21 protein-coding genes are annotated in these 24,402 nt (G+C 72.3%); 12 read left to right on the top strand and 9 right to left on the bottom strand.

The window, feature by feature from the left end:
* Positions 1–35 precede the first annotated feature (35 nt).
* The 4 genes from HNQ01_RS02005 to HNQ01_RS01990 all read left to right on the top strand — a co-directional run bounded on the left by HNQ01_RS02005 (position 36) and on the right by HNQ01_RS01990 (position 3,109).
* On the top strand, positions 36–1,631 hold the full coding sequence (locus HNQ01_RS02005) for a L,D-transpeptidase family protein (protein WP_173803622.1): 1,596 nt from the start codon (positions 36–38) through the stop codon (positions 1,629–1,631).
* 2 nt (positions 1,632–1,633) lie between these two features.
* Entirely contained in the window at positions 1,634–2,197 is a 564-nt protein-coding gene (locus tag HNQ01_RS02000) for a YcbK family protein (protein ID WP_173803621.1), read from the top strand.
* 157 nt (positions 2,198–2,354) lie between these two features.
* Positions 2,355–2,555 carry a hypothetical protein gene (locus tag HNQ01_RS01995; RefSeq protein WP_173803620.1) on the top strand — a complete coding sequence of 67 codons (201 nt, stop codon included), beginning with the start codon at positions 2,355–2,357 and terminating at the stop codon, positions 2,553–2,555.
* Between the two features lie 146 nt (positions 2,556–2,701).
* A complete protein-coding gene (locus HNQ01_RS01990) occupies positions 2,702–3,109 on the top strand; it encodes a hypothetical protein (RefSeq protein WP_173803619.1) in 408 nt (135 codons plus the stop codon).
* A gap of 10 nt (positions 3,110–3,119) precedes the next feature.
* Here HNQ01_RS01990 and HNQ01_RS01985 read toward each other — a convergent pair whose 3' ends face one another.
* Positions 3,120–4,556, bottom strand: a complete 1,437-nt coding sequence (locus HNQ01_RS01985) for a DUF4382 domain-containing protein (RefSeq protein WP_217427364.1) — start codon at positions 4,554–4,556, stop codon at positions 3,120–3,122.
* Positions 4,557–4,901: 345 nt separating this feature from the next.
* Between HNQ01_RS01985 and yfiR the strand changes: the two genes are divergently transcribed.
* The 3 genes from yfiR to yfiB are packed head-to-tail and all read left to right on the top strand — an operon-like array spanning position 4,902 to position 7,245.
* Positions 4,902–5,459: a regulatory sequestration protein YfiR gene (yfiR, locus tag HNQ01_RS01980; protein WP_173803617.1), complete on the top strand. Its 558-nt coding sequence runs from the start codon at positions 4,902–4,904 to the stop codon at positions 5,457–5,459.
* Positions 5,456–6,700, top strand: a complete 1,245-nt coding sequence (dgcN, locus tag HNQ01_RS01975) for a diguanylate cyclase DgcN/YfiN (protein ID WP_173803616.1) — start codon at positions 5,456–5,458, stop codon at positions 6,698–6,700. The genes yfiR and dgcN overlap by 4 nt, the downstream gene beginning before the upstream one ends.
* 23 nt (positions 6,701–6,723) lie before the next feature.
* Positions 6,724–7,245, top strand: a complete 522-nt coding sequence (gene yfiB, locus HNQ01_RS01970; RefSeq protein WP_173803615.1) for an outer membrane lipoprotein YfiB — start codon at positions 6,724–6,726, stop codon at positions 7,243–7,245.
* Between the two features lie 19 nt (positions 7,246–7,264).
* On the opposite strand, the gene HNQ01_RS01965 is transcribed toward yfiB, so the two are convergent.
* On the bottom strand, positions 7,265–8,998 hold the full coding sequence (locus HNQ01_RS01965) for an FMN-binding glutamate synthase family protein (protein WP_173803614.1): 1,734 nt from the start codon (positions 8,996–8,998) through the stop codon (positions 7,265–7,267).
* 220 nt (positions 8,999–9,218) lie between these two features.
* Between HNQ01_RS01965 and HNQ01_RS01960 the strand changes: the two genes are divergently transcribed.
* Both HNQ01_RS01960 and HNQ01_RS01955 read left to right on the top strand, forming a co-directional pair.
* Positions 9,219–10,955 carry a methyl-accepting chemotaxis protein gene (locus HNQ01_RS01960; RefSeq protein ID WP_217427363.1) on the top strand — a complete coding sequence of 579 codons (1,737 nt, stop codon included), beginning with the start codon at positions 9,219–9,221 and terminating at the stop codon, positions 10,953–10,955.
* A 133-nt stretch (positions 10,956–11,088) separates the two neighbouring features.
* The gene (locus tag HNQ01_RS01955; RefSeq protein WP_173803612.1) at positions 11,089–12,372 is read left to right on the top strand and encodes a DUF4397 domain-containing protein; all 1,284 of its coding nucleotides are present in this window, start codon (positions 11,089–11,091) and stop codon (positions 12,370–12,372) included.
* A gap of 78 nt (positions 12,373–12,450) precedes the next feature.
* On the opposite strand, the gene gshB is transcribed toward HNQ01_RS01955, so the two are convergent.
* From gshB to HNQ01_RS01940, 3 genes are all read right to left on the bottom strand, one after another.
* Positions 12,451–13,413: a glutathione synthase gene (gshB, locus tag HNQ01_RS01950; RefSeq protein WP_173803611.1), complete on the bottom strand. Its 963-nt coding sequence runs from the start codon at positions 13,411–13,413 to the stop codon at positions 12,451–12,453.
* A gap of 78 nt (positions 13,414–13,491) precedes the next feature.
* Complete coding sequence (locus HNQ01_RS01945) at positions 13,492–14,661, bottom strand: benzoate/H(+) symporter BenE family transporter (RefSeq protein ID WP_173803708.1); 1,170 nt, start codon at positions 14,659–14,661, stop codon at positions 13,492–13,494.
* 28 nt (positions 14,662–14,689) lie between these two features.
* Positions 14,690–15,811, bottom strand: a complete 1,122-nt coding sequence (locus HNQ01_RS01940) for an aminoglycoside phosphotransferase family protein (protein WP_353621623.1) — start codon at positions 15,809–15,811, stop codon at positions 14,690–14,692.
* A gap of 135 nt (positions 15,812–15,946) precedes the next feature.
* Here HNQ01_RS01940 and HNQ01_RS01935 point away from each other — a divergent pair, with 135 nt between their 5' ends.
* From HNQ01_RS01935 to rsmA, 3 genes are read left to right on the top strand one after another with little or no spacing between them, the layout of a single operon-like run.
* On the top strand, positions 15,947–18,349 hold the full coding sequence (locus tag HNQ01_RS01935; protein WP_353621622.1) for an LPS-assembly protein LptD: 2,403 nt from the start codon (positions 15,947–15,949) through the stop codon (positions 18,347–18,349).
* 6 nt (positions 18,350–18,355) lie between these two features.
* On the top strand, positions 18,356–19,846 hold the full coding sequence (locus HNQ01_RS01930; protein ID WP_173803610.1) for a peptidylprolyl isomerase: 1,491 nt from the start codon (positions 18,356–18,358) through the stop codon (positions 19,844–19,846).
* Positions 19,847–19,898: 52 nt separating this feature from the next.
* Positions 19,899–20,711, top strand: a complete 813-nt coding sequence (gene rsmA, locus HNQ01_RS01925) for a 16S rRNA (adenine(1518)-N(6)/adenine(1519)-N(6))-dimethyltransferase RsmA (RefSeq protein ID WP_173803609.1) — start codon at positions 19,899–19,901, stop codon at positions 20,709–20,711.
* 86 nt (positions 20,712–20,797) lie between these two features.
* Here the strand turns inward: rsmA and HNQ01_RS01920 are convergent, their stop codons facing one another.
* The 4 genes from HNQ01_RS01920 to HNQ01_RS01905 form a co-directional block, all read right to left on the bottom strand.
* Positions 20,798–20,983, bottom strand: coding sequence for a hypothetical protein (locus HNQ01_RS01920; RefSeq protein WP_173803608.1), 186 nt, complete (start codon positions 20,981–20,983; stop codon positions 20,798–20,800).
* Positions 20,962–21,510, bottom strand: a complete 549-nt coding sequence (locus tag HNQ01_RS01915; protein WP_434801477.1) for a barstar family protein — start codon at positions 21,508–21,510, stop codon at positions 20,962–20,964. The genes HNQ01_RS01920 and HNQ01_RS01915 overlap by 22 nt, the downstream gene beginning before the upstream one ends.
* Positions 21,396–21,779, bottom strand: coding sequence for a guanyl-specific ribonuclease (locus HNQ01_RS01910; protein ID WP_173803606.1), 384 nt, complete (start codon positions 21,777–21,779; stop codon positions 21,396–21,398). The genes HNQ01_RS01915 and HNQ01_RS01910 overlap by 115 nt, the downstream gene beginning before the upstream one ends.
* A gap of 249 nt (positions 21,780–22,028) precedes the next feature.
* Entirely contained in the window at positions 22,029–24,323 is a 2,295-nt protein-coding gene (locus HNQ01_RS01905) for an NADP-dependent malic enzyme (protein WP_173803605.1), read from the bottom strand.
* Positions 24,324–24,402 lie beyond the last annotated feature (79 nt).

The raw sequence follows: 24,402 nt of genomic DNA, 5'->3' as shown, positions 1-24,402 counted from the left end.
TCCCCGGCGAAGACGCGGCGGTCCATCATCAGGGGATGACTTCGCCCCTCCTTTCCCGAAGCCTGCGCCGGCGCGCGCTGCTGCAGGCGGGCGCCGCCTGCCTGGCGCTGCCCGCCTGGCCACCGGCCGCAGCGCAGGATCCCGAAGCCGCGGACAGCGCACCGCGCTGGATCGATGCCGACGGACAGGCCCGGCCGGCCGCCCGCACCGCGCTGGCGCTCCTGGCCGCGGCCGGCGACGACGGGCTCGATCCGCTGGACTACGACGCCGACCGGCTCGCCGCGCGGCTGCCGGCCGGCGCGTCACGCCCGGACGATCCGGCCGCCTTCGAGGCCGCGCTGACCCGCGCGATGCGCCGGCTGCTCGACGACCTGCACCACGGCCGCGTCGATCCGCGCAGCATCCACAGCGACTTCACGCCGCCGCCGCGCGGCGCGTTCGACGCGGGCGCACGGCTAGACGCCGCACTGGCGGCTGGCGACCTTGCCCGCGCGGTGCGCGAGGCCGCGCCGACGCTGCAGCCCTACCGCGCGCTGCGGGCCGCGCTGGCGCGCTGGCGCCGGCTCGCCGCCGATCCGGCCGCGTGGCGCGAGACGCTGCCGCCGCTGCCGGGCCGCTCTCTGGCGCCGGGCGGGCGCTGGGCGGGCGTGCCGCTGCTCGAGCGGCGGCTGCGCGCCAGCGGCGATCTGGCCGGCCCGCGCCCGGCCGGGTCCGCGCCGGTGCTCGACGCCACGCTGACCGAGGCGCTGCGCGCCTTCCAGCGCCGCCACGGCATGACGCCCGACGGCGTGCTGGGCCGCACCACGCTGGCGCAGCTGCAGGTGCCGCCGGCCGCGCGGGTGCGCCAGATCGAGCTGACGATGGAGCGGCTGCGCTGGACGCCGCTGCGCCAGGCGCCGCGCATCGTCATCGTCAACCTGCCCGAGTTCGTGCTGCGCGCCTGCGAGGTCGACGCCGACGGCGAGATCCATGTGCGCCACGAGATGCGCGTCATCGTCGGGCAGGCGCTGGACCACCGCACGCCGCTGTTCGACGAGGACATGCGCTCGATCGAGTTCAGCCCGTACTGGAACGTGCCGCCGTCGATCGCACGCGGCGAGCTGGTGCCGCGGCTGCGGCGCGATCCGGGCTTCTGGAGCCGCGAGGGCTTCGAGTTCGTCGACGGCGAGGGCCGCGCGATCGAGGCGCTCTCGGCCGACCGGCTCGACGCGGTGCTCGAGGGCCGACTGCGGCTGCGCCAGCGCCCGGGTCCGCGCAACGCGCTGGGCGACATCAAGTTCGTCTTCCCGAACCGCGACGCGATCTACCTGCACCACACGCCCTCGACCGGCCTGTTCGCGCGCGACCGCCGCGACCTCAGCCACGGCTGCATCCGCGTCGAGCAGCCCGAGGTGCTCGCCGGCTTCGTGCTGAAGAACCAGCCCGGCTGGGACGAGACGCGCATCCGCGCGGCGATGCAGGCCGGCAGCTCGAAGACGATCCGTCTGGCCGAGCCGGTGCCGGTGCTGCTGGCCTACGGCACCGCGCTGGTGCGCGACGGCCGCACCGCCTTCTTCGACGATCTCTACGGCCTGGACCGCGTGCTCGACGCGGCGCTGCGCCGCCGCTCCGACAGCCTCCGGAGGACCTGACGATGACCGCTCCGCCCTGCCCCGTGCGCCGCCGCCTGCTCCACGGCCTGCCGCAGGCCCTGGCCCTGGCCTCGGCCGCCGCGCTGCCGACCGCAGTCCGGGCCGCGCCCGACGAGGACCGCCGCCTGAAGCTGCACCACACCCACACCGGCGAAGTGCTCGAGATCACCTATGCCGAGGCCGGCCGCTGGCTCGATCCGGCGCTGCGCCGGATCGACCTCTTCCTGCGCGACCACTACAGCGGCGCGGTCGGCCGCATCGATCCCGCCGTGCTCGACCAGATCCATGCGGTGCAGCGCCAGCTCGGCCACCGGGGCGCGGTCATGATCGTGTCCGGCTACCGCTCGCCCGACACCAACGAGTTCCTGCGCAGCCACCGGGGCGGCGGCGTCGCCCGGCACAGCCTGCACATGGACGGCCGCGCGATCGACCTGCGGCTGCAGGGCGTGGCACTGGCCGAACTGCACCAGGCGGCGCTGTCGCTGGAGGCCGGCGGCGTCGGCCTCTACAGCGCCGACGACTTCGTCCACCTCGACACCGGCCGGCGGCGCCGCTGGGGTGCCTGAGCCCGATTCCGACACCCTCGTGAACATCGGCAAAGAAACGTGAAGATCTGGAAAATCGTCAACGTTTGCCACAGGGTCATCGTTGAATCGGCGAGCCGGCGCAGGACCGATCTCCGCAAGACACCGGCTCGGGAATCACATGGACACTGTCTCGACCATGAAGAAGCTGCTCGCCGCCCTGATCGCCTCCCTGTTCGCCGCTGGTGCCTTCGCCGCCGATGCTCCGGCCGCGGATCCGGCTGCTCCGGCTGCTGCCACCGCTCCGGCCGCCAAGCCGATGCACAAGAAGAAGCACCATCACCACAAGGCCAAGAAGGCTGCCGCTGCCGAAGCGCCGGCCGCTGCCGCGTCGAAGTGATGTCGCGAGGTGCGCAGGCTTCGTGCCGCGCGCCGATGCGATGATGTGATGACCGGTGGCCTCGGCAACCGGTACCCTGTGGGCCCCTGTCGGGGCCCTTGTGCTTCTGGGCGCCCCGGCCCATCGCCTCACCGTCCAGCCGAACCATGATCGACGACCTGCCGGCCCGCTGCGGGCTCTCCTTCCCCTCCTGCCGCCCGGCGCGGCCGTCGGCGCGACTCGCGCTGACGGCCCTGTCGGTGCTGGCGACGCTGGCCGGCTGCAGCCCGGCGCCGAAGCCGGTGGCGCGCCAGCGCGTCGATGTCGAGGTCGGGGCCGACGGCCGCTGCCGCAGCGCCGGTCGCGAGCTCGACTGCGCGCATGCCGCGGCCACGCTCGCCGATGGCCGCAGCGCCGACACGCTGGGCATCGTGCTGAAGATCGCCCCGCAGGCGCCGGTCGCCAGCGTCGAGGCGCTGCAGACCGGCCTGCAGCGCGCCGGCGTGCGCCATGTGCAGTTCGGCGATCCGTCGACGCAGCGCCTGGCCTCCGCACCGGGCGGCGGTCTCGACTGACGCGGCCGCCTCAGCGCCGGCGCCCCGCCACCGAGCGGCGGGTGGTGCCGCTGCAGCCCGGCACCTCGATCGTCTTCGCGGTGAAGGTGGTGTCGGCCAGGGTGCCGGTGGCGCGCACGCTGGCCCCGGCCACCAGGCAGCTCGCGCTGCCGGCGCGCCAGACCGCGCCGCTCGGGTCGACCGTGTAGGTGCCGGCCGCCACCGCACGGGCGGCGCTGGAGGCGGCCACGGTCGCGGTGAAGGTGCCGTCGCCGGCCACCGTGCCGACGGTGCCCGCCAGCGTCGCGAGGGTCGCGGCCGTGCTGTCGGAGCCGTGGCGCGCCCGCTCGGTGGCCGACGAGGCGCCCTCGACGTCGATCATCGACGCGCTCACGCTCGACGACGAGCCACTGCCCGAGAGCTTGCCGCGGAAGTTGACCGTGGCCCCCGCGACCAGATCGGCCGCCGTGCCGTGCGCATAGCGGGCCGAGGCCAGATCGAGCACCAGCGTGGCGCTCGAGGGCAGGAAGCTGGCCTCGGTCAGCGCGAGCGTCAGCGTCGTGCCCGACAGCGACACCACCGTGCCGGTGCCGCGCACCACCACCGTCGTCGCGGTGCTGGCCGACGAGGCGGCCTCGACCTGCACCAGCGTGGCGGTCACCGTGACCGGATCGTCGGTGGTCGCGCCCGGCGTGACCGTGCCCTTGACCCGCACCGTGGCACCGGCGGCGATCTCGGCCAGCGTCATCGTCGCGCCGGTCGAGGCGTTGGTGATGACCGCATCGCTGGCCAGCGTCACCACGACGCTGCCCAGGCGGGCATCGGTGATCGTCAGCGTGCCGGCCGTGGCATCGACTGCGCTGACCGTGCCGTGCACCCGGCCCTGCTGGCGCACGAACTTGCCGAAGGCGCTGCTGGTCGAGGGCACCTTCACGTCCGGCGTGACCAGCCCGGTGGTGGCGCTGTAGCTGAAGTGCTGCAGGTCGAAGTCGAGCACCAGCTGCGCCGCGGTCGCGGTGTCGAGCGTGACGCCGCGCACCGTCCAGTCGTAGGTGTCGCCGCTGGCGGCGAACTTGGCCTCGGTGGTGCTCGCGCCGTCGAGCGAGACCAGCTGCACCGCGTTCGAGAGCGTCACCTTCACCCCGGTCCACACGCCCACCGGCACGGTGGCGCTCGACACCAGTTCGCCCACCGACGCCAGCGAGGCCAGGTCGACCACGACCGGCTCGGCCGAGGCGTCGAGCAGCACCGCCTCGGTGCCGTCGGCGGCGGTGGCGACGATGCGCTGGATCGACACCCAGACCTTGGCGTAGTCGCTCGTCAGGTTGTCGGTGATGTAGGTCTGCAGCGTGACCGAGGCGGCTGCGGCCGTCGGTGTGGAAGAGGCCATGGTGGCGCTGGTGTCGCCCCCGCCACCGCAGGCGGCCAGCGCGGCCGCCAGCACGGCCGAGCCCAGGCCGAGGGACATCCTGCGCGGCAGGCGATGACGGACAGTCGGAACAGTTCGGAACATGTCGGATTCTCCGGAAGTGAGCAATAAATGGGAAAACATCCCATTTGCCGAATATCCAGATGCTGCCGCGGTACGGATGGGTTCGGCGCGGCGGACTTCACGCCTCGCAACGGCTTGACACAACTTTTCAGATCCGGTCGAACATCTCGACCTAGGATCCTGGGGGTACCGCGTGATTTTCTTCACGGCACAAAGTCGCCCAGGCGGAATTCATGCGAACTCAAGCAGGGTGTCTTAACGTGGCCCCTGACCGAGAATCCGCCGCGTTCCAGAGAACGATCCATGCCTTGACCGCCGGCCGTGTCCATCCGCTCCGCCCCCTTTCGCCAGCGCAGCTCCAGCCTTCTGATGCTGGCTGCGCTGCTGCTGCCGCAGGCGGATCCGGTGCGGGCGCAGGTGGCGACGCCCCCGCTGGCGGTGGTCGATGCGGTGGCCGGCATCATCGGCCACACCCGCTGGCCCGGCGCGGCGCGGCCGGTGCAGCTGTGCGTCAGCAGCACCAGCCTGCATGCCGCCGACCTGCTGAAGCTGCACGAGGAGGTGCCCGCCGGCCGGATGCAGCCGGTGCGGGCGCTGGCGGCCGGGGCCGAGCTGCCCGGCAACTGCGACGTGATCTACCTCGGCGCGGGAGCGGCGGCCGAGGCGGCGCTGCCTCGGCTGGCGGGCCTGCCGGTGGTGACGATCGGCGAGGGAGCGGCCTTCTGCTCGCGCGGGGGCATGTTCTGCCTGGTGCCGCGCGGCAGCACGCCGGGGCTGCGCCTCGAGCTCAATCTGGACATCGTCTCGCGCAGCGGCCTGAAGGTTCATCCGCAGGTGCTGCGCCTGGGCCAGCCGCGCGGCGAAGGGGGCATGCCATGACGGCGCGACCGACCCTGGCGCGGGTGCTGCGGCGCGGTCACTGGCAGGTCGCGTCGGTGACGCTGCTGCTGTTCGGCCTGCTGCTGGGCCTGATCGGCCATGCGGTGCTGGGCTCGATGCAGGCACGCCATCTGGAGCTGCTGGCACGAGCCACCGGCTACTCGATCGAGGCGGCGGTCATGTTCCGCGACCTCGACGCGATCCGGGAGGTGCTGCAGCCGATCCAGCGGCGCGAGAAGCTCGGCCTGCTGCGGGTGGTGCTGCCAGACGGCCAGGTGCTGGTCGAGCTGCGCCCGCCGGCGCCCACCGGGCTGGCCGCGCTGCAGGCCGGCATCGGCCAGACGCTGATGCACGACCATGCCAGCGCCCCGGTGCTCGACGGCAACGGCCGGCGCATCGGCGAGGTGCAGCTCAGCGGCGAGGGCAGCGACTTCATCGAGCTGCTGCTCTGGGGGCTGGGCGCGGGTCTGCTGTGCGTGACCGCGACGCTGGGCGTGGCCTCGCTGATGACGCGCCGGCTCGAGCGCTCGATCGTCGAGCCGATCGACCGGCTGGCGGCGCTGACGCGCTCGATCCGCTGCGAGCGCGCCTTCGACCGGCGCGCGCCGGCCGCGCCGATCGCCGAGCTGCATGCGCTGGGCGAGGACTTCAACGCGATGCTGGCCGAGATCGACGTGCATCACCGCCATCTGCAGCAGGACCGCGACAGCCTGTCGCAGCGCGCCTGGCATGACGCGCTGACCGGGCTGGCCAACCGGGCGAGCTTCCAGCAGCGCCTCGAGCAGGCGCTGCTGGCCTCGCAGCAGCACGGCCAGCCCTTCGGCGTGCTCTACCTCGATGCCGATGGCTTCAAGGCCGTCAACGACACCGCCGGCCATGCCGCCGGCGACCGGCTGCTGGTGCAGATGGCCGAGCGGCTGCGTGCGGTGGTGCGCGAGGGCGACGTCGTCGCCCGGCTCGGCGGCGACGAGTTCGCGGTGCTGCTGCAGCCGCTGCGCCAGGTCGACGACGCGCGCCGCATCGCGCGCGAGATCGGCCGGATCATGCAGGTGCCCTTCGATCTCGGCGAGTCGGGCTGCTTCCGCTGCGGCCTGAGCGCGGGCATCGCGACCTTCCCGCAGGACGGCGACACGATTCCGGCGTTGCTCGACACCGCCGACCGCGCGATGTATCGCGCCAAGCAGGCCGGACGGCAGCATCGCCGGCCCCTGCGCGGCAGCCCCGAGGGCGCCGCGACCTGACCTGCTCCCCTGGAGAAAAGAAGATGTTCTCGCTCCCCCTGCCCGCCCGGACCTCGCGACGGCGGATGATGACCCTGGGCCTGACGCTGGCGGCGCTGGCCAGCGGCTGCGCGACGCCCCCGCCACCGCCAGCCCCGAAGTTCAGCCCGGAACAGGTGCGCACGATGCGCGACCTCGGCTTCGTCGAGACCGACGAGGGCTGGACGCTGAGCATGGGCAGCCGCGTGCTGTTCGGCTTCGGCGCCGACCGGCTCGGCGCCGGCGAGACCGAGACCGTGGCGCGGCTGACGGAGTCGCTGGTGAAGGTCGGCCTGACGCGGGTGCGCATCGAGGGCCATACCGACAGCGTCGGCGACGCCGCGGTCAACCAGCGCCTGTCGCTGCGCCGCGCCGAGGTGGTGGCGCGCGAGATGGAATCGCGCGGCTTCCCGGCCGCCGGCCTGCAGGCGCGCGGCCTGGGCGCGACCCGCCCGATCGCCGACAACGCCACCGAGGCCGGCCGGACGCAGAACCGCCGCGTCGCGGTGATCGTGCTGAGCGACTGAAGGCCGGCCGCAGCGCGGCTCAGCGGCCGGCGCTCTCCGCGACCGGGTGCAGCGGCACGACCCGGCGCGGCAGCGCGCCGACCGGCCGGTGCGGCGCGGCACCTTCGGTCTCGACCGGCTGGAAGCTGTCGGCGCGCGCGATCGGCCAGTAGACCCGGTAGACGTTGTGCGGCCAGTCGCCCTCGCCGCGGGCAGCGGCCAGCAGCTCGCCCGGCTCGAGGAAGCAGAGCTGGTTGCGCAGCAGCCGCACCTGGTCGTTGGCGACGCGGCGCACGATGTGCGCGGCCGTGATCTCGCCCGGATGGTGCAGGCCGGCGGCCTGCACCAGCTCCTGCAGCGCGTGCAGCGTGTTGCGGTGGTAGCGCGCCACCCGCTCGATCTTGTCGGGCACCACCAGCGCCTGCTGGCGCTGCGGATCCTGGGTGGCCACGCCGGTGGGGCAGGCGCCGGTGTGGCAGTGCTGGGCCTGGATGCAGCCCAGCGCGAACATGAAGCCGCGCGCCGAGTTGCACCAGTCCGCGCCCAGCGCCATCGCGCGGGCGATGTCGAAGGCGCTGACGATCTTGCCCGAGGCGCCCAGCCGGATGCGGTCGCGCAGGTTCAGGCCGACCAGCGTGTTGTGCACCAGCAGCAGCCCCTCCTGCAGCGGCGCGCCGACATGGTCGGAGAACTCCAGCGGCGCCGCGCCGGTGCCGCCCTCGGCGCCGTCGACGACGATGAAGTCCGGCGTCAGGCCCGTCTCCAGCATGGCCTTGCAGATCGCGAACCATTCCCAGGGATGGCCGATGCAGAGCTTGAAGCCGACCGGCTTGCCGCCCGAGAGCCGGCGCAGCCGCGACAGGAAGAGCAGCAGCTCGACCGGCGTGCCGAACTCGGTGTGCGCCGCCGGCGACACGCAGTCCTCGCCCGCGGCCACGCCGCGGGTCTCGGCGATCTCCGGCGTGACCTTCGGGCCGGGCAGCACGCCGCCGTGGCCGGGCTTGGCGCCCTGCGACAGCTTGATCTCGATGAGCCTGACCTGCGGCGAGGTGGCGTTGGCGACGAACTTCTCCTCGCTGAAGCGGCCCTGCGCGTCGCGGCAGCCGAAGTAGCCCGAGCCGATCTCCCAGACCAGGTCGCCACCGTGGCTGCGGTGGTAGGCGCTGATCGAGCCCTCGCCGGTGTCGTGCATGAAGCCGCCCTTCTTCGCGCCGCCGTTGAGCGCGAGGATGGCGTTGGCGCTGAGCGCGCCGAAGCTCATCGCCGAGATGTTGAAGACGCTGGCGCTGTAGGGCTGCAGGCAGTTCGGGCCGCCGATCAGCACCCGGAAGTCGTGCGAGTCCAGCGTCGTCGGCGCCAGCGAGTGGTTGATCCACTCGTGGCCCTCGGCATGCACGTCGACCTGCGTGCCGAAGGGGCGCTTGTCCGGATCGCCCTTGGCGCGCTGGTAGACCAGCGAGCGCTGCTGGCGCGAGAAGGGCGCGGCCTCGTTGTCGCTCTCGATGAAGTACTGGCGGATCTCCGGCCGGATGAACTCGAGCCAGTAGCGCATGTGGCCCAGCACCGGGTAGTTGCGCAGCACCGAGCGCTGGGTCTGGCGCAGGTCGCGCACCCCCAGCAGCGTGCCGGCGCCGCCGACCAGCAGCAGCCACGGTCCGGCGCCATGGGCCAGCCACCAGGCCAGCGCACCGGCCAGCACCATCAGCACGCAGACCGCCAGCGTCAGGTAGCGCACCGGGACGAGACGATCGATCTTGATCAGCCAGGACAGCATGGCAGGGGCTCCTTGCTCGGGGCTCGCACAGAGTGGCGATGCTCGACCTCCCCCCGAAGGGAGGAAAGGCGGAATTGCGCCGCAGCGACCCGGCTGTTGTGCTCCTCGCTCGCTCCAGTCGGAGCCCACTTCAGCCGACTTGCTGCGGAAGCGCGAAACGGTCTGCCTCCGCCGCACCCGTCACGCGCCTCACCGCTCTCTCCACACGAAGAAGACCACGATGAAGAAGAACTCCCTGAACCGGCGCCTGTGGCTGCCCACCGTCCTGGCCGCCGTGGTCATCGGCATCGTCGCCGTCTCGGTCAGCGTGCGCACCCGGGGCCAGATCGAGCAGGGCCGGCAGGTCGAGCAGCAGCTGGACTCGCACCTCGACCGCGCCGCGCAATGGGCCGCGCTGACCGAGGCCAACGCCGCACGCGCGCTGACGGTGCTGGCCAGCACCGACACCGCGCTGGGCGGCAGGATCAAGGCCGAGATGGAGGCCACCTCGGCGCGCATCACCGAGATCCAGAAGGGCATCGAGGAGAGCGCGCAGCGCCCGGACGAGAAGGCCGCGCTGGACAAGGTGGCCGAGACCCGCAAGGTCTATGTGGACCTGCGCAAGCAGCTCGCCGCTGCCCAGGCCGGCGGCGAGGCGATCGACGAGACCCGCATGCGCGGCCTGCGCGACCGGCTCCAGGACTACATGAACGCGCAGCAGGCCTTCGTGCAGACGCAGAAGGCCCAGGTCGAGCAGTTCTCGGGCGAGGTCGCCCGCTCGCGCATGACCACGGTGCAGATCGTCACCGGCATGATGCTCGGCCTGGTCGCGCTGCTGCTGGTGTCGACCTGGCGCATGTCGCGCTCGATCCTGCAGCCGATCCGCGAGGCCATCGACACCACCGAGCGCATCGCCGGCGGAGACCTGACGGCGCGCATCGACACCAGCCGCGGCGACGAGCTCGGCGACCTGATGCGCGGCCTCGAGCGCATGACCGCCTCGCTGCGCCAGCTCGTCGGCGAGGTGCGCGGCAGCGCCGGCACCCTGAAGACCGCCAGCACCGAGATCGCCGCCGGCAACCTCGACCTGTCGCAGCGCACCGAGCAGACGGCCAGCAACCTGCAGGACACCGCCGGCTCGATGGGCGAGCTGACGCAGACGGTGCACCAGAGCGTCGAGGCCGCCGAGGAGGCCAACCGCCTGGCCGGCTCGGCCGCCACCGCCGCCGAGCGCGGCGGCCAGGTCGTCAGCCAGGTGGTCAGCAACATGCAGGAGATCTCCTCGTCGAGCCGGCGCATCGGCGACATCATCGGCGTGATCGACGGCATCGCCTTCCAGACCAACATCCTGGCGCTGAACGCCGCGGTGGAAGCCGCCCGCGCCGGCGAGCAGGGCCGCGGCTTCGCGGTGGTGGCCAGCGAGGTGCGCAACCTCGCGCAGCGCTCGGCCGCGGCGGCGCGCGAGATCAAGACGCTGATCCAGGCCTCGACCGGCACCGTCGAGCAGGGCGCTCGGCTGGTCGAGGAGGCCGGACAGGCGATGGACGAGCTGGTCGGCTCGGTGCAGCGCGTCTCCGAGATGATCGGCCGCATCACCGCCTCGGCCGCCGAGCAGAACAGCGGCATCCAGCACGTCAACCACGCCATCAGCCACCTCGACGAGATGACGCAGCGCAACGCGGCGCTGGTCGAGGAAAGCGCGGCCGCCGCCGACGGCCTGCGCGAGGAGGCCGAGCGCCTGGACGCGGCGGTGCAGCGCTTCCGCATCGACGCGACGGCCGCCGTCACGCCCGCGGCGTCCGCCCGCCCGCGCAGCGCTCCGCCCCGCTCAGCCCCCCCGGCCCCGGCACCCCGCCCTGCTCCGGCTCCGGTGGCCACGGCACCCGCCCCGCGACCGGCGGCACGACCGGCTCCCGCGCCGGCCCCGGTGGCCGCGAGCCACGACAGCGGTTCGGTCGACAGCTGGGAAAGCTTCTGAACGGTCGCCCGCCCCTGATCGCGGCAGGGATCTTCTTCACGATCCGGCGACCGGGTCGACACGCTCGGCAATCAAGGCTTGAAAGGGCACAGGTCCACTCGGGGCATTCCCGACTCCGGACCCCTGCCCTGACATGACCTCGCTGCGCTGGCTCCACGCCCTGCTGCTGTCCGCCGCCGTCGCCCTGATCGGCGGCTGCGGCGGCTCCTCCTCCGACGACGACGCCACTGTGCGCGTCATCAATGCCAGCACGAACTACGGTGCGCTCGACCTCTACGTCGACGACGAGCTGCGCAGCTCGGCCATCGCCTACGGCCAGACCAGCGGCTACATCGGCTTCGAGGACGGCAGCCACACGACGACACTGACGCGCACCGGCTCGACCACCGCTCTCAGCAGCGTCTCGCGCTCGCTCAGCAGCGACCACGGCACCACCGTCATCGCCTACCAGGCCGACGGCAGCCTGAAGACCGCACAGCTCAGCGACAGCGAGAGCGCGCCGTCGTCCGGCCGGGCCAAGCTGCTGGTGTTCAACGCCTCGCCGGATGCCGGCAGCGTCGACGTCTACATCAGCGGCAGCAGCGACACGCTGGACAGCGCCACGCTGGTGGCCTCCGCCGTCAGCGCCGGCAGCAGCAGCGGCAGCTACACCACCGTCGGCAGCGGCACCTACCGGCTGCGCATCGCCGCGGCCGGCAGCACCACCGACCTGCGTCTGGACGCGGGCAGCATGACGCTCGACAGCCAGGGCGTCTACGCGCTGGTGGTCACGCCGACCAGCGGCGGCGTGCTGGTCAACAGCCTGCTGGTGCGCCAGGGCGGCACGATCACCGCGCTCGACACCGATCTGGCACGGGTGCGCCTGGTCTCGGCCGTCGCCAGCAGCGGCACGGTCGGCGCCGCCTTCAACGGCAGCACGCTGGCCACCTCGGTCACGTCGCCTGCCATCGGCAGCTACGCGCTGGTCAAGGCCGGCAGCGCCACGCCGACGATCACCGTCAACGGCGCGAGTCTGTCGACCTCGGCGATCACGCTGGCGGCCGGCAGCGACTCGACGCTGATGGTCTGGGGCCCGGCCGCCAGCGCCAGCCTGAGCGTGATCAGCGACGACAACCGCCTGCCCACCAGCAGCACCAGCGCGAAGATCCGCCTGATCCACGGCGCCTCGACCGACAGCAACCCGCTGACGCTGACGACGAACTACTCCGCCGTCGCCGAGAACATCGCGCTCGGCCAGGCCTCGGGCTACACCAGCGTGACGGCCGGATCGAGCTCGTCGATCGAGGTCACCGACACCACGCTGTCGACCGCGCTGTACAGCCTCGGCGACGTGACGCTGTCGGCCAAGGGCGTCTACACCGTCTTCATGCTGCCCAGCGGCAGCAGCGTGACCGGCGCGCTGCGCAAGGAACGCTGAGCCTCCTCTCTCGAGACCCCTGCCCATGCGGGCCTTGCGGGCCGCATCCCTCGTCCGGGGTGCGGCCCTTTTTTTCGTTCAGGCCTCGCGGTCGCGCAGCGCCGCCTCCAGCGCGTCGACGAACATCGCCGCCACGTCGAAGCCGGTCTGCTGGGTGATCTCCTGGAAGCAGGTCGGGCTGGTGACGTTGATCTCGGTGACGCATTCGCCGATCACGTCGAGCCCCACCAGCAGCAGGCCGCGCGCGGCCAGGATCGGGCCCAGGTGCTCGGCCAGCTCGCGGTCGCGGCGCGACAGCGGCTGCGCCACGCCTCGCCCGCCGGCGGCCAGATTGCCGCGCACCTCGCCGCCCTGAGGAATGCGTGCCAGCGCGAAGGGCACCGGCATGCCGCCGATCAGCAGGATGCGCTTGTCGCCCTGCGCGATCTCCGGCAGGAAGCGCTGCACCATGATGGTGGTGGCGCCGTCGTCGGTCAGCGTCTCGATGATCGAGCCCAGGTTCATGCCGTCCGGACCGACCCGGAAGATGCCCATGCCGCCCATGCCGTCGAGCGGCTTGAGGATGATGTCCCGGTGCTCGGCGTGGAAGGCGCGGATCGCCTCGGGCTGGCGGGTCACCAGCGTCGGGCCGATCAGCTCGGGAAACTCCAGGATGGCGAGCTTCTCGGGGTGGTCGCGCAGCGCGGACGGCCGGTTGAAGACGCGCGCGCCCTCGCGCTCGGCCTGCTGCAGCAGGTGGGTGGCGTAGATGTACTCGGCGTCGAAGGGCGGATCCTTGCGCATCAGCACCGCGCCGGTCTCGGCCAGGACGCATTCGCCTTCGGCCAGCACCTCGAACCAGTCGGCCTGCTCGCGCCCGGTCAGCGCCAGCGTGCGCGCACGCCGGGCGACGACGCGGTGGCCGCGCGTCCACACCAGGTCGCTCGGCTCGCAGACGATCAGGCGGTGGCCGCGCCGGGCGGCCTCGCGCATCATCGCGAAGGTCGAGTCCTTGTGGGTCTTGAACGTTTCGATCGGGTCGGCAACGAAGAGCAGGTCCATGGTCGTGCGTGCGGGCAGGCTGGCGGGAGGGAATCCGGCGCAGTGTTGCACAGCCCGCGCGGCCCTGCCGCGACGGGCTCAGCCCGCGCGCAGCCGCATCACCGCCACGCACAGCGTGCCGGCGACCACGCCCCAGAAGGCCGAGCCGATGCCCGCCATCGACAGGCCGCTGAGCGTGACCAGGAAGGTCACCAGCGCCGGCTCGCGCCAGGTGAGATCGCCCATCGCCGCGGCCAGCCCCCCGCCGATCGTGCCCAGCAGCGCGAAGCCCGCCACCGCCAGCACCATCGCCTTCGGGAAGGCGCCCAGCAGCCCGGCCACCGCGCCGGCCGCCAGCCCCACAGCCAGATAGAAGATCCCGGCCATCACGGACGACGGCCAGCGCCGCGCCGGATCCTCGTGCGCCTCGCGGCTCATGCAGATCGACGCGGTGATCGCCGCCAAGTTGAGCGCGTAGCCGCCGAAGGGCGCCAGCAGCAGCGTGGCCACGCCGGTGGTGGCGATGACCGGCGAGACCGGCGTGTCGTAGCCGGCGGCCTTCTGCGCCGCCACGCCGGGCAGGTTCTGCGAGGCCATCGTCACGACGAAGAGCGGCAGCGCGACGCTGAACAGGCCGCGCCAGGTGAATTCCGGCGCCATCCAGACGGGGGCGCCCAGGCGCCAGTCGACCGTCTCCAGGTGCATGCGCCCGGTGCCGGCCGCCACCACGAGGCCCGTCAGCAGCACGCCCGGCACCGCATAGCGCGGCCACAGCCGCCGCCCGAGCAGGTAGGCCAGGAACATCGTGCCGACCAGCAGCGGATCGCCATGCATCGCCGCGAAGGCGTCGAGCGCGAAGCGCGCCAGCACGCCGCCCAGCAGCCCGGCGGCCAGCGGCTGCGGAATGCGGTCCATCACCCGCGCGAACAGGCCGGTGGCGCCCGACAGCGCGATCAGCAGCGCCGAGACCACGAAGCCGCCGATCGCCTCGGGCAGCGTGACGCCGGCGGCGGCGCTGACCAGCATCGCCGCGCCGGGCGTCGACCAGGCGGTCAGCACCGGGCGGCGGTACCAGACGCTCAGACCCAGGCTGGTCAGGCCGGTGCCGATGCAGGTGGCCCAGATCCAGGACGTGACCTGCGCCGCATCGGCGCCGAGCGCCTGCGCGGCCTGGAAGACGACGACGATGGAGCTGGTCACGCCGACCAGCATCGCCACGAAGCCGGCGACGACCGCCGACACGGAGAGATCGCGGCCGAAGGCCGTCAGGCGGTTCACTGCGGCGTCCGGGCGGGCATCAGAAGGTGTAGCCGTCCTCGGCCTTGACGTCGCCGAGCTGCTCCAGCAGGCGCGCCAGCGGCGTCAGCACCGAGTAGCGCATCGCCACGTGGTGCGCATAGCGCCAGACCAGCGGCAGGTCCTTCAGGTAGCCGTCCTTGCCGTCGCGGTGGGACAGGCGCGCGAAGATGCCCAGCACCTTCAGGTGGCGCTGCAGGCCCATCCACTCGAGGTCGCGCCAGAACAGGCCGAAGTCCTCCTGCACCGGCACGCCGGCCTTGCGGGCACGCTCCCAGTAGCGGGCAGCCCAGTCGATCTGGATCGCCTCGTCCCACTCGATGTAGGCGTCGCGCAGCAGCGAGACCACGTCATAGGTCACCGGGCCCCAGACCGCGTCCTGGAAGTCGAGGATGCCGGGCCGGGTCGCGTCGCCATCGACGTTCACCATCAGGTTGCGGCTGTGGAAGTCGCGGTGCACCAGCACGGCCGGCTGGGCCTCGCAGGTCTTCAGGATCAGCTCGAAGCACTTCTCCAGCTGCTCCGCCTGCTTGGCGTCCAGCGTCACGCCGCAGTGGCGCGCGACGTACCACTCGGGGAAGAGGTCGAGCTCGCGGCGCAGCAGCGCGCGGTCGTAGGCCGGCACCTGCGCCTGCGCGTCGATCTTCTGCAGCCCGATCAGCGCGTCGAGCGCGCCGCGGTACAGCGTGTCGGCCGCCTTCAGGCCCTCGCGGGTGGAGAAGTCCTGCGCCTGCAGCTCGGCCAGCAGCGTGCGCGCGCCCAGGTCGGTCAGCAGCAGGAAGCCCTGCGCCTCGTCCCAGGCCAGCACCTCGGGCGCGTTCAGCCCGGCCGTGCCCAGCAGGCCGGCGACCTGCACGAAGGGGCGGCAGTCCTCGTGGCTGGGCGGCGCGTCCATGATGACCAGGCTGCGGCCGGAGCCGTCGGCCGCATCGACGCGGAAATAGCGGCGGAAGCTCGCGTCGGCGCTGGCCGGGCGCACGCTGGCGGCGTCCAGGCCATGCGCGGCGGCCTGCACGGCCAGCCACTGCGCGAAGGCCGCGCGGCGCGCGTCATCGCTCCAGGCGATCTCGGTGGAGGAAGACGACGGAGCGGACGAGGTGGGCTGGGAATCGGCGGTGGTCACGGGCGGAACGGGGCTGCGTGAAATAATCGGCTGATTCTAGCGAGCCGCCCCGGCGGCCCCCTGCCGCCGTCTGCCGTGCCGTTGCCGACCGAAAACGCCCTGCCCTGCCGCCGCCTGCCCGGCGCGCTCCGCCCCGTGACCCGTGCCTGCCTGCTGCTGCTGGCGCTCAGCGGTGCGGCCGCCGGCGCGCATGCGCAGGCCGGCGCACCGGCCGCGTGCCGCCCCGGCGCGCCGGCCTGGGTGCGCGAGGGCGGCGGCCTGCAGCTGCCGTGGACCGGCGAGGCCGGCGGCGCGGACGCCGAGCAGGTGCAGGTCGAGGCCGACCGGCTCAGCGGCCAGACCGGCCGCTCGCTGCTGGCCGAGGGCCGCGCGACGCTGCGCCGCGGCGTGCTGTCGCTGCAGGCCGACCGCATCGAGTACCTGCAGGACGACGACCGGGTGCGCGCCAGCGGCTCGGTGCGCCTGGACCGCGACGACGGCCACTTTCTCGGCACCGAGCTGGACCTGCAGACCGAGCACCAGGAAGGCTATTTCCTGTCGCCGCGCTTCTACCTCGGCCGCACGCAGGCCGGCGGCCGCGCCGAGCGGGTCGACTTCATCGGCCGCAACCGCATGGTGGTGCGCGCCGCCGCCTACAGCAGCTGCGATCTGGTCGACGGCGAGACGCCGGCCTGGGTGCTGACGACGCGGCGGGTGCGCCTGGACTTCGACGCCAACGAGGGCGTGGCCGAAGGCGCGGTGCTGCGCTTCCAGGGCGTGCCGATCCTGGCGCTGCCGGTGATGAGCTTCCCGGTCACCGACGCGCGCAAGTCCGGCTGGCTGCCGCCGATGATCAGCACCTCCAGCAACAGCGGCCTGGGCCTGTCGGCGCCGTACTACTGGAACATCGCGCCCGACCAGGACATGACGCTCACGCCGACGCTGATGAGCAAGCGCGGCGCGGCGCTCGAGACCGAATACCGCTACCTGCAGCCCGGCTGGAGCGGCGAGGCCAACCTGTTCGCGCTGCCCAAGGACCTGCAGACCGGCCAGGCACGCTGGGCGCTCCGTTCGGCCCAGCGCGGCAGCCTCGACCTCGCCGGCGGCCTGCGCTACGACTGGAGCGTGCTGCGGGCGTCCGACGGCGACTACTGGAAGGACGGCCTGCGCGGCGCCGAATCGCTGACGCCGCGGCTGCTGTCGAGCAGCGGCCGCCTCGGGCAGACCCGGCTGCTGCGCACCGGCGGCTGGCTCGGCGACGTCGAGCAGCGCTTCTACGCCCGCGTGCAGCAGTGGCAGCTGCTGCAGGACAGCGCCTCGGGCACGCGCATCGCCACGCCCTACCAGCGCGCGCCGCAGGTCGGCGTGCAGTGGAGCGATCACGGCGGCGCGCTGCAGTGGTCGCTGCAGACCGAAGCCAACCGCTTCACCAACGTCGACACGACGCAGATCCAGGGCAGCCGCGCCCACCTGCTCGGCCAGGTCGCGCTGCCGCTGGGCGACGCCGGCTGGCGGGTCACGCCGAAGCTGAGCCTCAACAGCGCCAGCTACCAGACCGACACGCCGATGAGCGACGGCCGGCGCCACGCCAGCCGCACGATTCCCGGCTTCAGCCTCGACAGCGCCTGGACGCTGGAGCGCGAGACCGCGGGCTTCGGCCGCGCGCTGGTGCAGACGCTCGAGCCGCGGCTGCTCTACGCGATCACGCCGTGGCGCGACCAGTCGGCGCTGCCCAACTTCGACAGCGCCGCGCTCGACTTCAACGCCACGACGGTGTTCTCGGACAACGTCTTCTCCGGCGTCGACCGCGTCTCGGACGCCAACCAGGTCACCGCCGGCCTGACCACGCGCTACCTCGACCGCAGCAGCGGCGCCGAGCTGGCGCGCTTCGGCATCGCGCAGCGCTACCTGCTGCGCGACCAGCGCATCACCGCCGACGGCGTGCCGCTGTCGAGCCGCTTCTCCGACGTGCTGCTGCAGGCCTCGGTCGGCCTGGTGCCGTCGTGGACCTTCGACACCTCGCTGCAGTTCAACACCGACACCGACCGCCTCGTGCGCACCATCACCAGCGTGCGCTGGGCGCCGGAGCCGCTGCATTCGATCTACCTCAGCCACCGCCTCAAGCGCGGCGCCAGCGAGCAGCTGGCGCTGGCCTGGCAGTGGCCGCTGTCGGACCTGGCCAGCCCGCTGGCCCGGCTGATGGGCGGCAGCGCCGCGGCGGCCGCCGCCCGCCCGTCCGCCTCGCCGACCGGCGAGTGCCGCGGCCGGCTCTACGGCGTCGGCGGCCTCGACTACAGCCTGCAGGACCGCCGCATGAGCAGCGCCATCCTCGGCCTCGAGTACGACGCCGGCTGCTGGATCGGCCGCTTCGCGGCGCGACGCCAGTCCACCAGCGCGCAGAACGCCTCGACGCAGCTGATGCTGCAGATCGAGTTCGTCGGCCTGTCCCGCCTGAGCGCCGGCAGCAACCCGCTGTCGCTGTTGAAGGACAATATTCCCGGTTACCAGATGCTGCGCGACCCGCGCGGCACTGCCGCCGACAACCCCGGTGCCCCCTGACCCGCCATGTCCGAGACGACGTTCCCGCCTTCCGAACCGTGCCGCGCGACGGCCTCGCCGTGGCAGCGCGGCCTCGGCGCGCTGCTGGCGCTGGCCCTGCTGAGCAGCGCCGGACCGGGCGCCGCGGCCACCCGCAAGCCGGCGCGCACGCCCGCGCCGAAGACCGCCCCGGCCACGCCGGCCGCACCCGCGCCGGCCGCGGCCGTGCCCGCCGCCGCGGCCGCCTCGGCCCCCGCCGCGCCGGCCGCGACCGAGCCGGCCGCGCCCGCCGGCCGGCGCAGCGGCGACTACATCGTCGCGGTGGTCAACCGCGAGCTGGTCACCAACAGCGAGGTGCAGCAGCGCGTCCAGCGCATCGAGAAGGACGCTGCGCGCGGCAACGCGCGCCTGCCCGACCGCGACACGCTGCAGCGCGAGGTGCTCGACCAGCTGATCGACGAGCGCGCCCAGCTCAGCCAGGCCCGCGAGAGCGGCACCCGCGTCGACGAGTCCGAGATCGACCGCGCGGTCGCCAACGTCGCGGCGCAGAACCAGCTCGGCGTGATGCAGCTGCGCGAGCGCCTGCGCAGCGAGGGGCTGGACTACGTGCGCTTCCGCGACATGCTGCGCGACCAGATCCTGCTCGAGCGGGTGCGCGAGCGCGAGGTGCAGAGCCGCATCCGCATCGGCGACGCCGAGATCGAGTCCTGGCTGGTCGAGCAGCGTGCGAAGAACGGCGCGGCCACCGAATACAACGTCGCGCAGATCCTGCTGTCGCTGCCGGAGAGCGCGCCGCCCGACGTGGTCGCGCAGAAGCGCCAGACCGCGGTGGCGATCCTGCAGCGCCTGCGCGCCGGCGAGGACTTCGCCACGCTGGTGCGCCAGTACTCCGACGCCGCGAAGGACAACGGCGGCGAGCTCGGCCTGCGCCGCGCCGACCGGCTGCCCGATCTCTTCGTCGAGGCGCTGGCGCCGCTGCGCCCCGGCGAGGTCGCGCCGCAGGTGCTGCGCTCGGGCGCCGGCCTGCACGTCCTGAAGCTGATCGAGCGCCGCGACGCCGCGCTGACCGTCACCCAGCAGCACGCCCGCCACATCCTGCTGCGCCCGAACGCCGGGCTGACGCAGGAGACCATCGTGCGCCGCATGAGCGGCTGGAAACGCCAGATCGAGGCCGGCACCGCCCGCTTCGACGAGCTCGCGCGCCAGTATTCCGAGGACGGCAGCGCGCCGCAGGGCGGCGACCTCGGCTGGGCCGGCCCCGGCCAGTTCGTGCCGGAGTTCGAGCAGGCGCTGTCGGCGCTGCGCCCGGGCAGCGTGTCCGATCCGGTGGTCTCGCGCTTCGGCGTGCACCTGATCCAGCTGCTCGAGCGCCGCGACGTGCGCCTGGACGTGCGCGAGCAGCGCGAGATGGCCCGCAGCGCGCTGCGCGAGCAGAAGACCGACGAGGCCTACGCCGAATGGGCCCGCGACGTGCGCGCGCGCGCCTACGTCGAGCTGCGCGATCCGCCCGGCCAGTGACGCCGCCCCGCCCCCAACCTGCCTGACGGCCCGCCCGCGCGGGCCCCCTACCTTGAAGCACATTCCCCGCAAGCGCTTCGGCCAGCATTTCCTGACCGACAGCAGCATCCTCGACGCGATCGTGCGCGCCATCGATCCGCGCCCCGACGAGATCCTGGTCGAGATCGGCCCCGGCATGGGCGCGATGACCGATCCGGTCGTCGAGCGCTGCGAGCGCCTGACCGTCATCGAGCTCGACCGCGACCTCGCCGCGCGGCTGCGCCGCCGCCCCGAGCTGAACGTGGTCGAGTCCGACGTGCTGAAGGTCGACTTCCGCGCGCTGGCCGAGTCGCTGGGCGCGGCCCCGGGCAGCGGCCGGCGGCTGCGCGTGATCGGCAACCTGCCCTACAACATCTCCAGCCCGATCCTGTTCCACCTGCAGGACGCGGTCGACCTGATCGAGGACCAGCACTTCATGCTGCAGAAGGAGGTGGTCGACCGCATGGCCGCCGCGCCCGGCAGCAAGGACTACGGCCGGCTGTCGGTGATGCTGCAGTGGCGCCAGGACGTCGAGTCGCTGATCGACGTGCCGCCGGAATGCTTCGATCCGCCGCCGCGGGTGGATTCGGCCGTGGTGCGGGTGGTGCCCAAGGCGGTGGCGCCGGCGCTGGACGCAGCGCTGCTGGGCGAACTGGTGACGGTCGCCTTCTCGCAGCGGCGCAAGGTGCTGCGCAACACGCTCGGCCGCTGGCTGGAAGGCCGCGAGGGCGTGCCCGCGTTCGACCTGCAGCGTCGCGCCGAGGAAGTGCCGGTGGCCGACTACGTCGCGCTGGCGCAGGCGCTGTCGCCGCGCAGCCCGTCGGTACCGACGGCACCGGCGGCCTGAGCCGAAATGAATCGGGCCCGCGCAAGGCGGGCCCGTGAGATCAGATCAGCTGCACCGGCATCCGGCCGGTGCGCCGGGCCCGTGGCTCATGCGGCCACGGCCAGCAGCCCCGACGTGTCGAAGGCGCTGCTCATCACCGGCATGTGCGGCGCGAAGGCCGGCGCGGCGTTCTTGCTCGGCTTAGGAGGCGGCTTGACCGGCTCCTGGGCGACTTCCGCCCGCTCCCATTGCCCGTTGTCCTGGGAGCGGGCTACTGAAAAGAATAGAAGCACCGGAAGGGAATCTTCCGCTCGGCCCAGAAGTCGGCCGCATCGCGGAAGACGTCGAGCAGCTGCTCGCGCGCCTCGCGATCGAATTTCGCGCTGTCGGGCAGCTGCTCGAGCACGACGACGAAGCCCGGCTGCGTGCCGGACTTGTTGACCAGGTCGGTCATGCAGTCATGCAGCGCGTCCAGGTTCTTGCCGAAGTGCGCCGGGAACAGGAAGGCCTTGGCGATCGTCTCCAGCACTTCCTGCTTGGTCGTCGTGCCGGAAAGATTGGCGTAGAGGAAGTGGTGACCCAGATCCTGGGCCGCCGACATGAGGTCGTCCACACGGAAGGCGCGGATCGCCTGCACGATGTTCGGACGCACGGTCTGCATAAGCATGGTGGATGGTCCCTTGGGGCTCTCGATCCTCGCGGAACTCATGGCGCGATGCGGCGGAAGCTCGCGTAATGGTCCTGCGTGTAGTAACAAACGTCCGGAGTCTTCGGCTCCCTGCCGCCGCACACGATGCGCCGCGCGCCCCGGTCGCGCGATCCCGGAGTCGGGACGGTGTATTCTCTGTAGTATCCTCGGGTCTCCCGCGGCAGCAGCCTCTCCCGGTTGGCGAAGACGACGCCATCCTTTTCGGGGTGGAGGAAGGGCCCGCCCGCCTGGATCTGCCGGTGAACGGTGACCGCCTCGTCGGGCAGGTCGTCCAGCCGGACCGGATTTGCGACGGCGTCGACGGACTGTCCTGCAGCGCGGGCCGAGGCGGGCAGGGATACCGCCAGCGCACCGACCGACACCGCGCCGGCGATGACCATCGCCTGGACCGCCGCAGCGACAAAACGCCCGCGGAGCCCCTGGCCAAGCCATGGAACCGCAGGTCGAGCCTGATCTGACACGGGTTTTCCTGAATCGTGGAGGGGCGATGGTAGCGAATCAGGGCCCCGATCTCAAGCTTTCTGCCTCAATTTTCAGCATGCCGACAGGGGCAAGCCCCCTGCGCGGGGGCGCAGGGGGCCTGACGTGTTGCCGGATCGATCAGTCCGCGCGCCCGGACCGACCGGATCTCAGCGCGAGGCGTTGGCGTCGGCGACCGTCAGCGCGGTCATGTTGACGATGCGGCGCACCGTGGCCGAGGGCGTCAGCACATGCACCGGCTTGGCCGCGCCGAGCAGCACCGGGCCGATGGCGATGCCGCCGCCGGCGGTCGTCTTCAGCAGGTTGTAGCTGATGTTGGCCGCGTCGATGTTGGGCAGCACCAGCAGGTTGGCCTCGCCGGAGAGCGTGCTGCGCGGCATCAGCTCGGCGCGGTAGGCCGGATCGAGCGCGGTGTCGCCGTGCATCTCGCCGTCGACATGCAGGTCGGGCGCGCGCTCGCGCAGCAGCGCCAGCGTCTCGCGCATCTTCACCGCCGAGGGCTGGTTGCTCGAGCCGAAGTTCGAGTGCGACAGCAGCGCGACCTTGGGCTGGATGCCGAAGCGGCGCATCTCCTCGGCCGCCAGCAGCGTGATCTCGCAGAGCTGCTCGGCGGTCGGGTCGTAGTTGACGTGCGTGTCGACCAGGAAGATCTGGCGGCCCGGCAGCACCAGGCCGTTCATGCACGCGTAGGTCTTGACGCCGGGACGGCGGCCGATCACCGGATCGATGTACTGCAGGTGGTAGGAGGTCGAGCTCCAGGTGCCGCAGATCATGCCGTCGACCTCGCCCTTGTGCAGCAGCATCGAGCCGACCAGCGTCATGCGCCGGCGCATCTCGATCTTCGCGAGCTGCTCGGTGACGCCGCGGCGGTCCATCATGCCGTGGTAGGTCTCCCAGAAGTCGCGGTAGCGCGGATCGTCGTCGATGTTGACGATCTCGTAGTCGCGGCCCTCCTCCAGGCGCAGGCCGAGCTTCTCGATGCGGGTGCGGATGACGCTGCGCCGACCGATCAGCACCGGGTAGGCCAGGCCCTCGTCGACGACGACCTGCACCGCGCGCAGCACGCGGCGGTCCTCGCCCTCGGCGTAGGCGACGCGGCGGGCCTTGGCGCGCTTGGCGATCGCGTAGATCGGCTTCATCACGGTGCCGGCGGCATAGACGAAGGCGCGCAGCTTCTCGACATAGGCGTCCATGTCGGCGATCGGACGCGAGGCCACGCCACACTCGGCCGCCGCGCGGGCCACCGCCGGCGCGATCTGCATCATCAGGCGCGGGTCGAAGGGCTTCGGGATCAGGTATTCAGGGCCGAAGCTCAGCGTCGCGCCGCCATAGGCGGCCGCGACGACGTCGTTCTGCTCGGCCTGCGCCAGCTCGGCGATCGCGTGCACCGCGGCGATCTCCATCTCGTCGGTGATGGTGGTCGCCCCGCAGTCCAGCGCGCCGCGGAAGATGTAGGGGAAGCACAGGACGTTGTTGACCTGGTTCGGATAGTCGGTGCGGCCGGTGGCCATGATGGCGTCGTCGCGCACCTCGCGGACCTGCTCCGGCATGATTTCCGGATTCGGGTTCGCCAGCGCGAAGATCAGCGGCCTGGCCGCCATCGAGGCCACCATGTCGGCCTTGAGCACGCCGCCGGCCGACAGGCCCAGGAAGATGTCGGCGCCGTTGATGGCCTCGCGCAGCGTGCGCAGCTCGGTCGCTTGCGCGAACTCGGCCTTGTCCGGGTCCATCAGCTCGGTGCGGCCCTCGTAGACCACGCCGGCCAGGTCGGTCACCCAGATGTTCTCGCGCGGCAGGCCCAGCTTCACCAGCAGGTTCAGGCAGGCCAGCGCCGCCGCGCCCGCACCCGAGGACACCAGCTTGACCTGCTTCAGGTCCTTGCCGACCACCTTCAGGCCGTTGAGCAGCGCCGCGCCGACGACGATCGCGGTGCCATGCTGGTCGTCGTGGAAGACCGGAATCCTCATGCGCTCGCGCAGCTTGCGCTCGACGTAGAAGCAGTCGGGGGCCTTGATGTCCTCCAGGTTGACGCCCCCGAAGGTCGGCTCCAGCGCCGCGATGATGTCGACCAGCTTGTCGAGGTCGTTCTCGGCGATCTCCAGGTCGAACACGTCGATGCCGGCGAACTTCTTGAACAGGACGCCCTTGCCTTCCATCACCGGCTTGGATGCCAGCGGGCCGATGTTGCCCAGGCCCAGCACCGCGGTGCCGTTGGTGACCACGGCCACCAGGTTGCCGCGGCTGGTGTAGCGGAAGGCGTTGGCCGGGTCGTCGACGATCTCCTCGCAGGCGGCGGCCACGCCGGGCGAGTAGGCCAGCGCGAGATCGCGCTGGTTGACCAGCGACTTCGTCGGGGCGATGGCGATCTTGCCGGGCGTCGGAAACTCGTGGTACTCGAGCGCGGCGCGGCGCAGTTCGGCTTGCTTCTGTTCGGAGGTTGTCATGTTCGTGTTCCGCAGGGAGAGAGTCGGGCGTCTCGGTTCGGGAGTGCGGACGGTCCGGCGCCTGGGAGGCTCCGGTCCG

The sequence above is a fragment of the Sphaerotilus uruguayifluvii genome (genome assembly GCF_013294065.1).
GTDB lineage: Bacteria > Pseudomonadota > Gammaproteobacteria > Burkholderiales > Burkholderiaceae_C > Sphaerotilus > Sphaerotilus uruguayifluvii.
The sequence above is the reverse complement of the archived record's forward strand: the minus strand, read 5'-3'. Positions and strand labels throughout refer to the sequence as shown.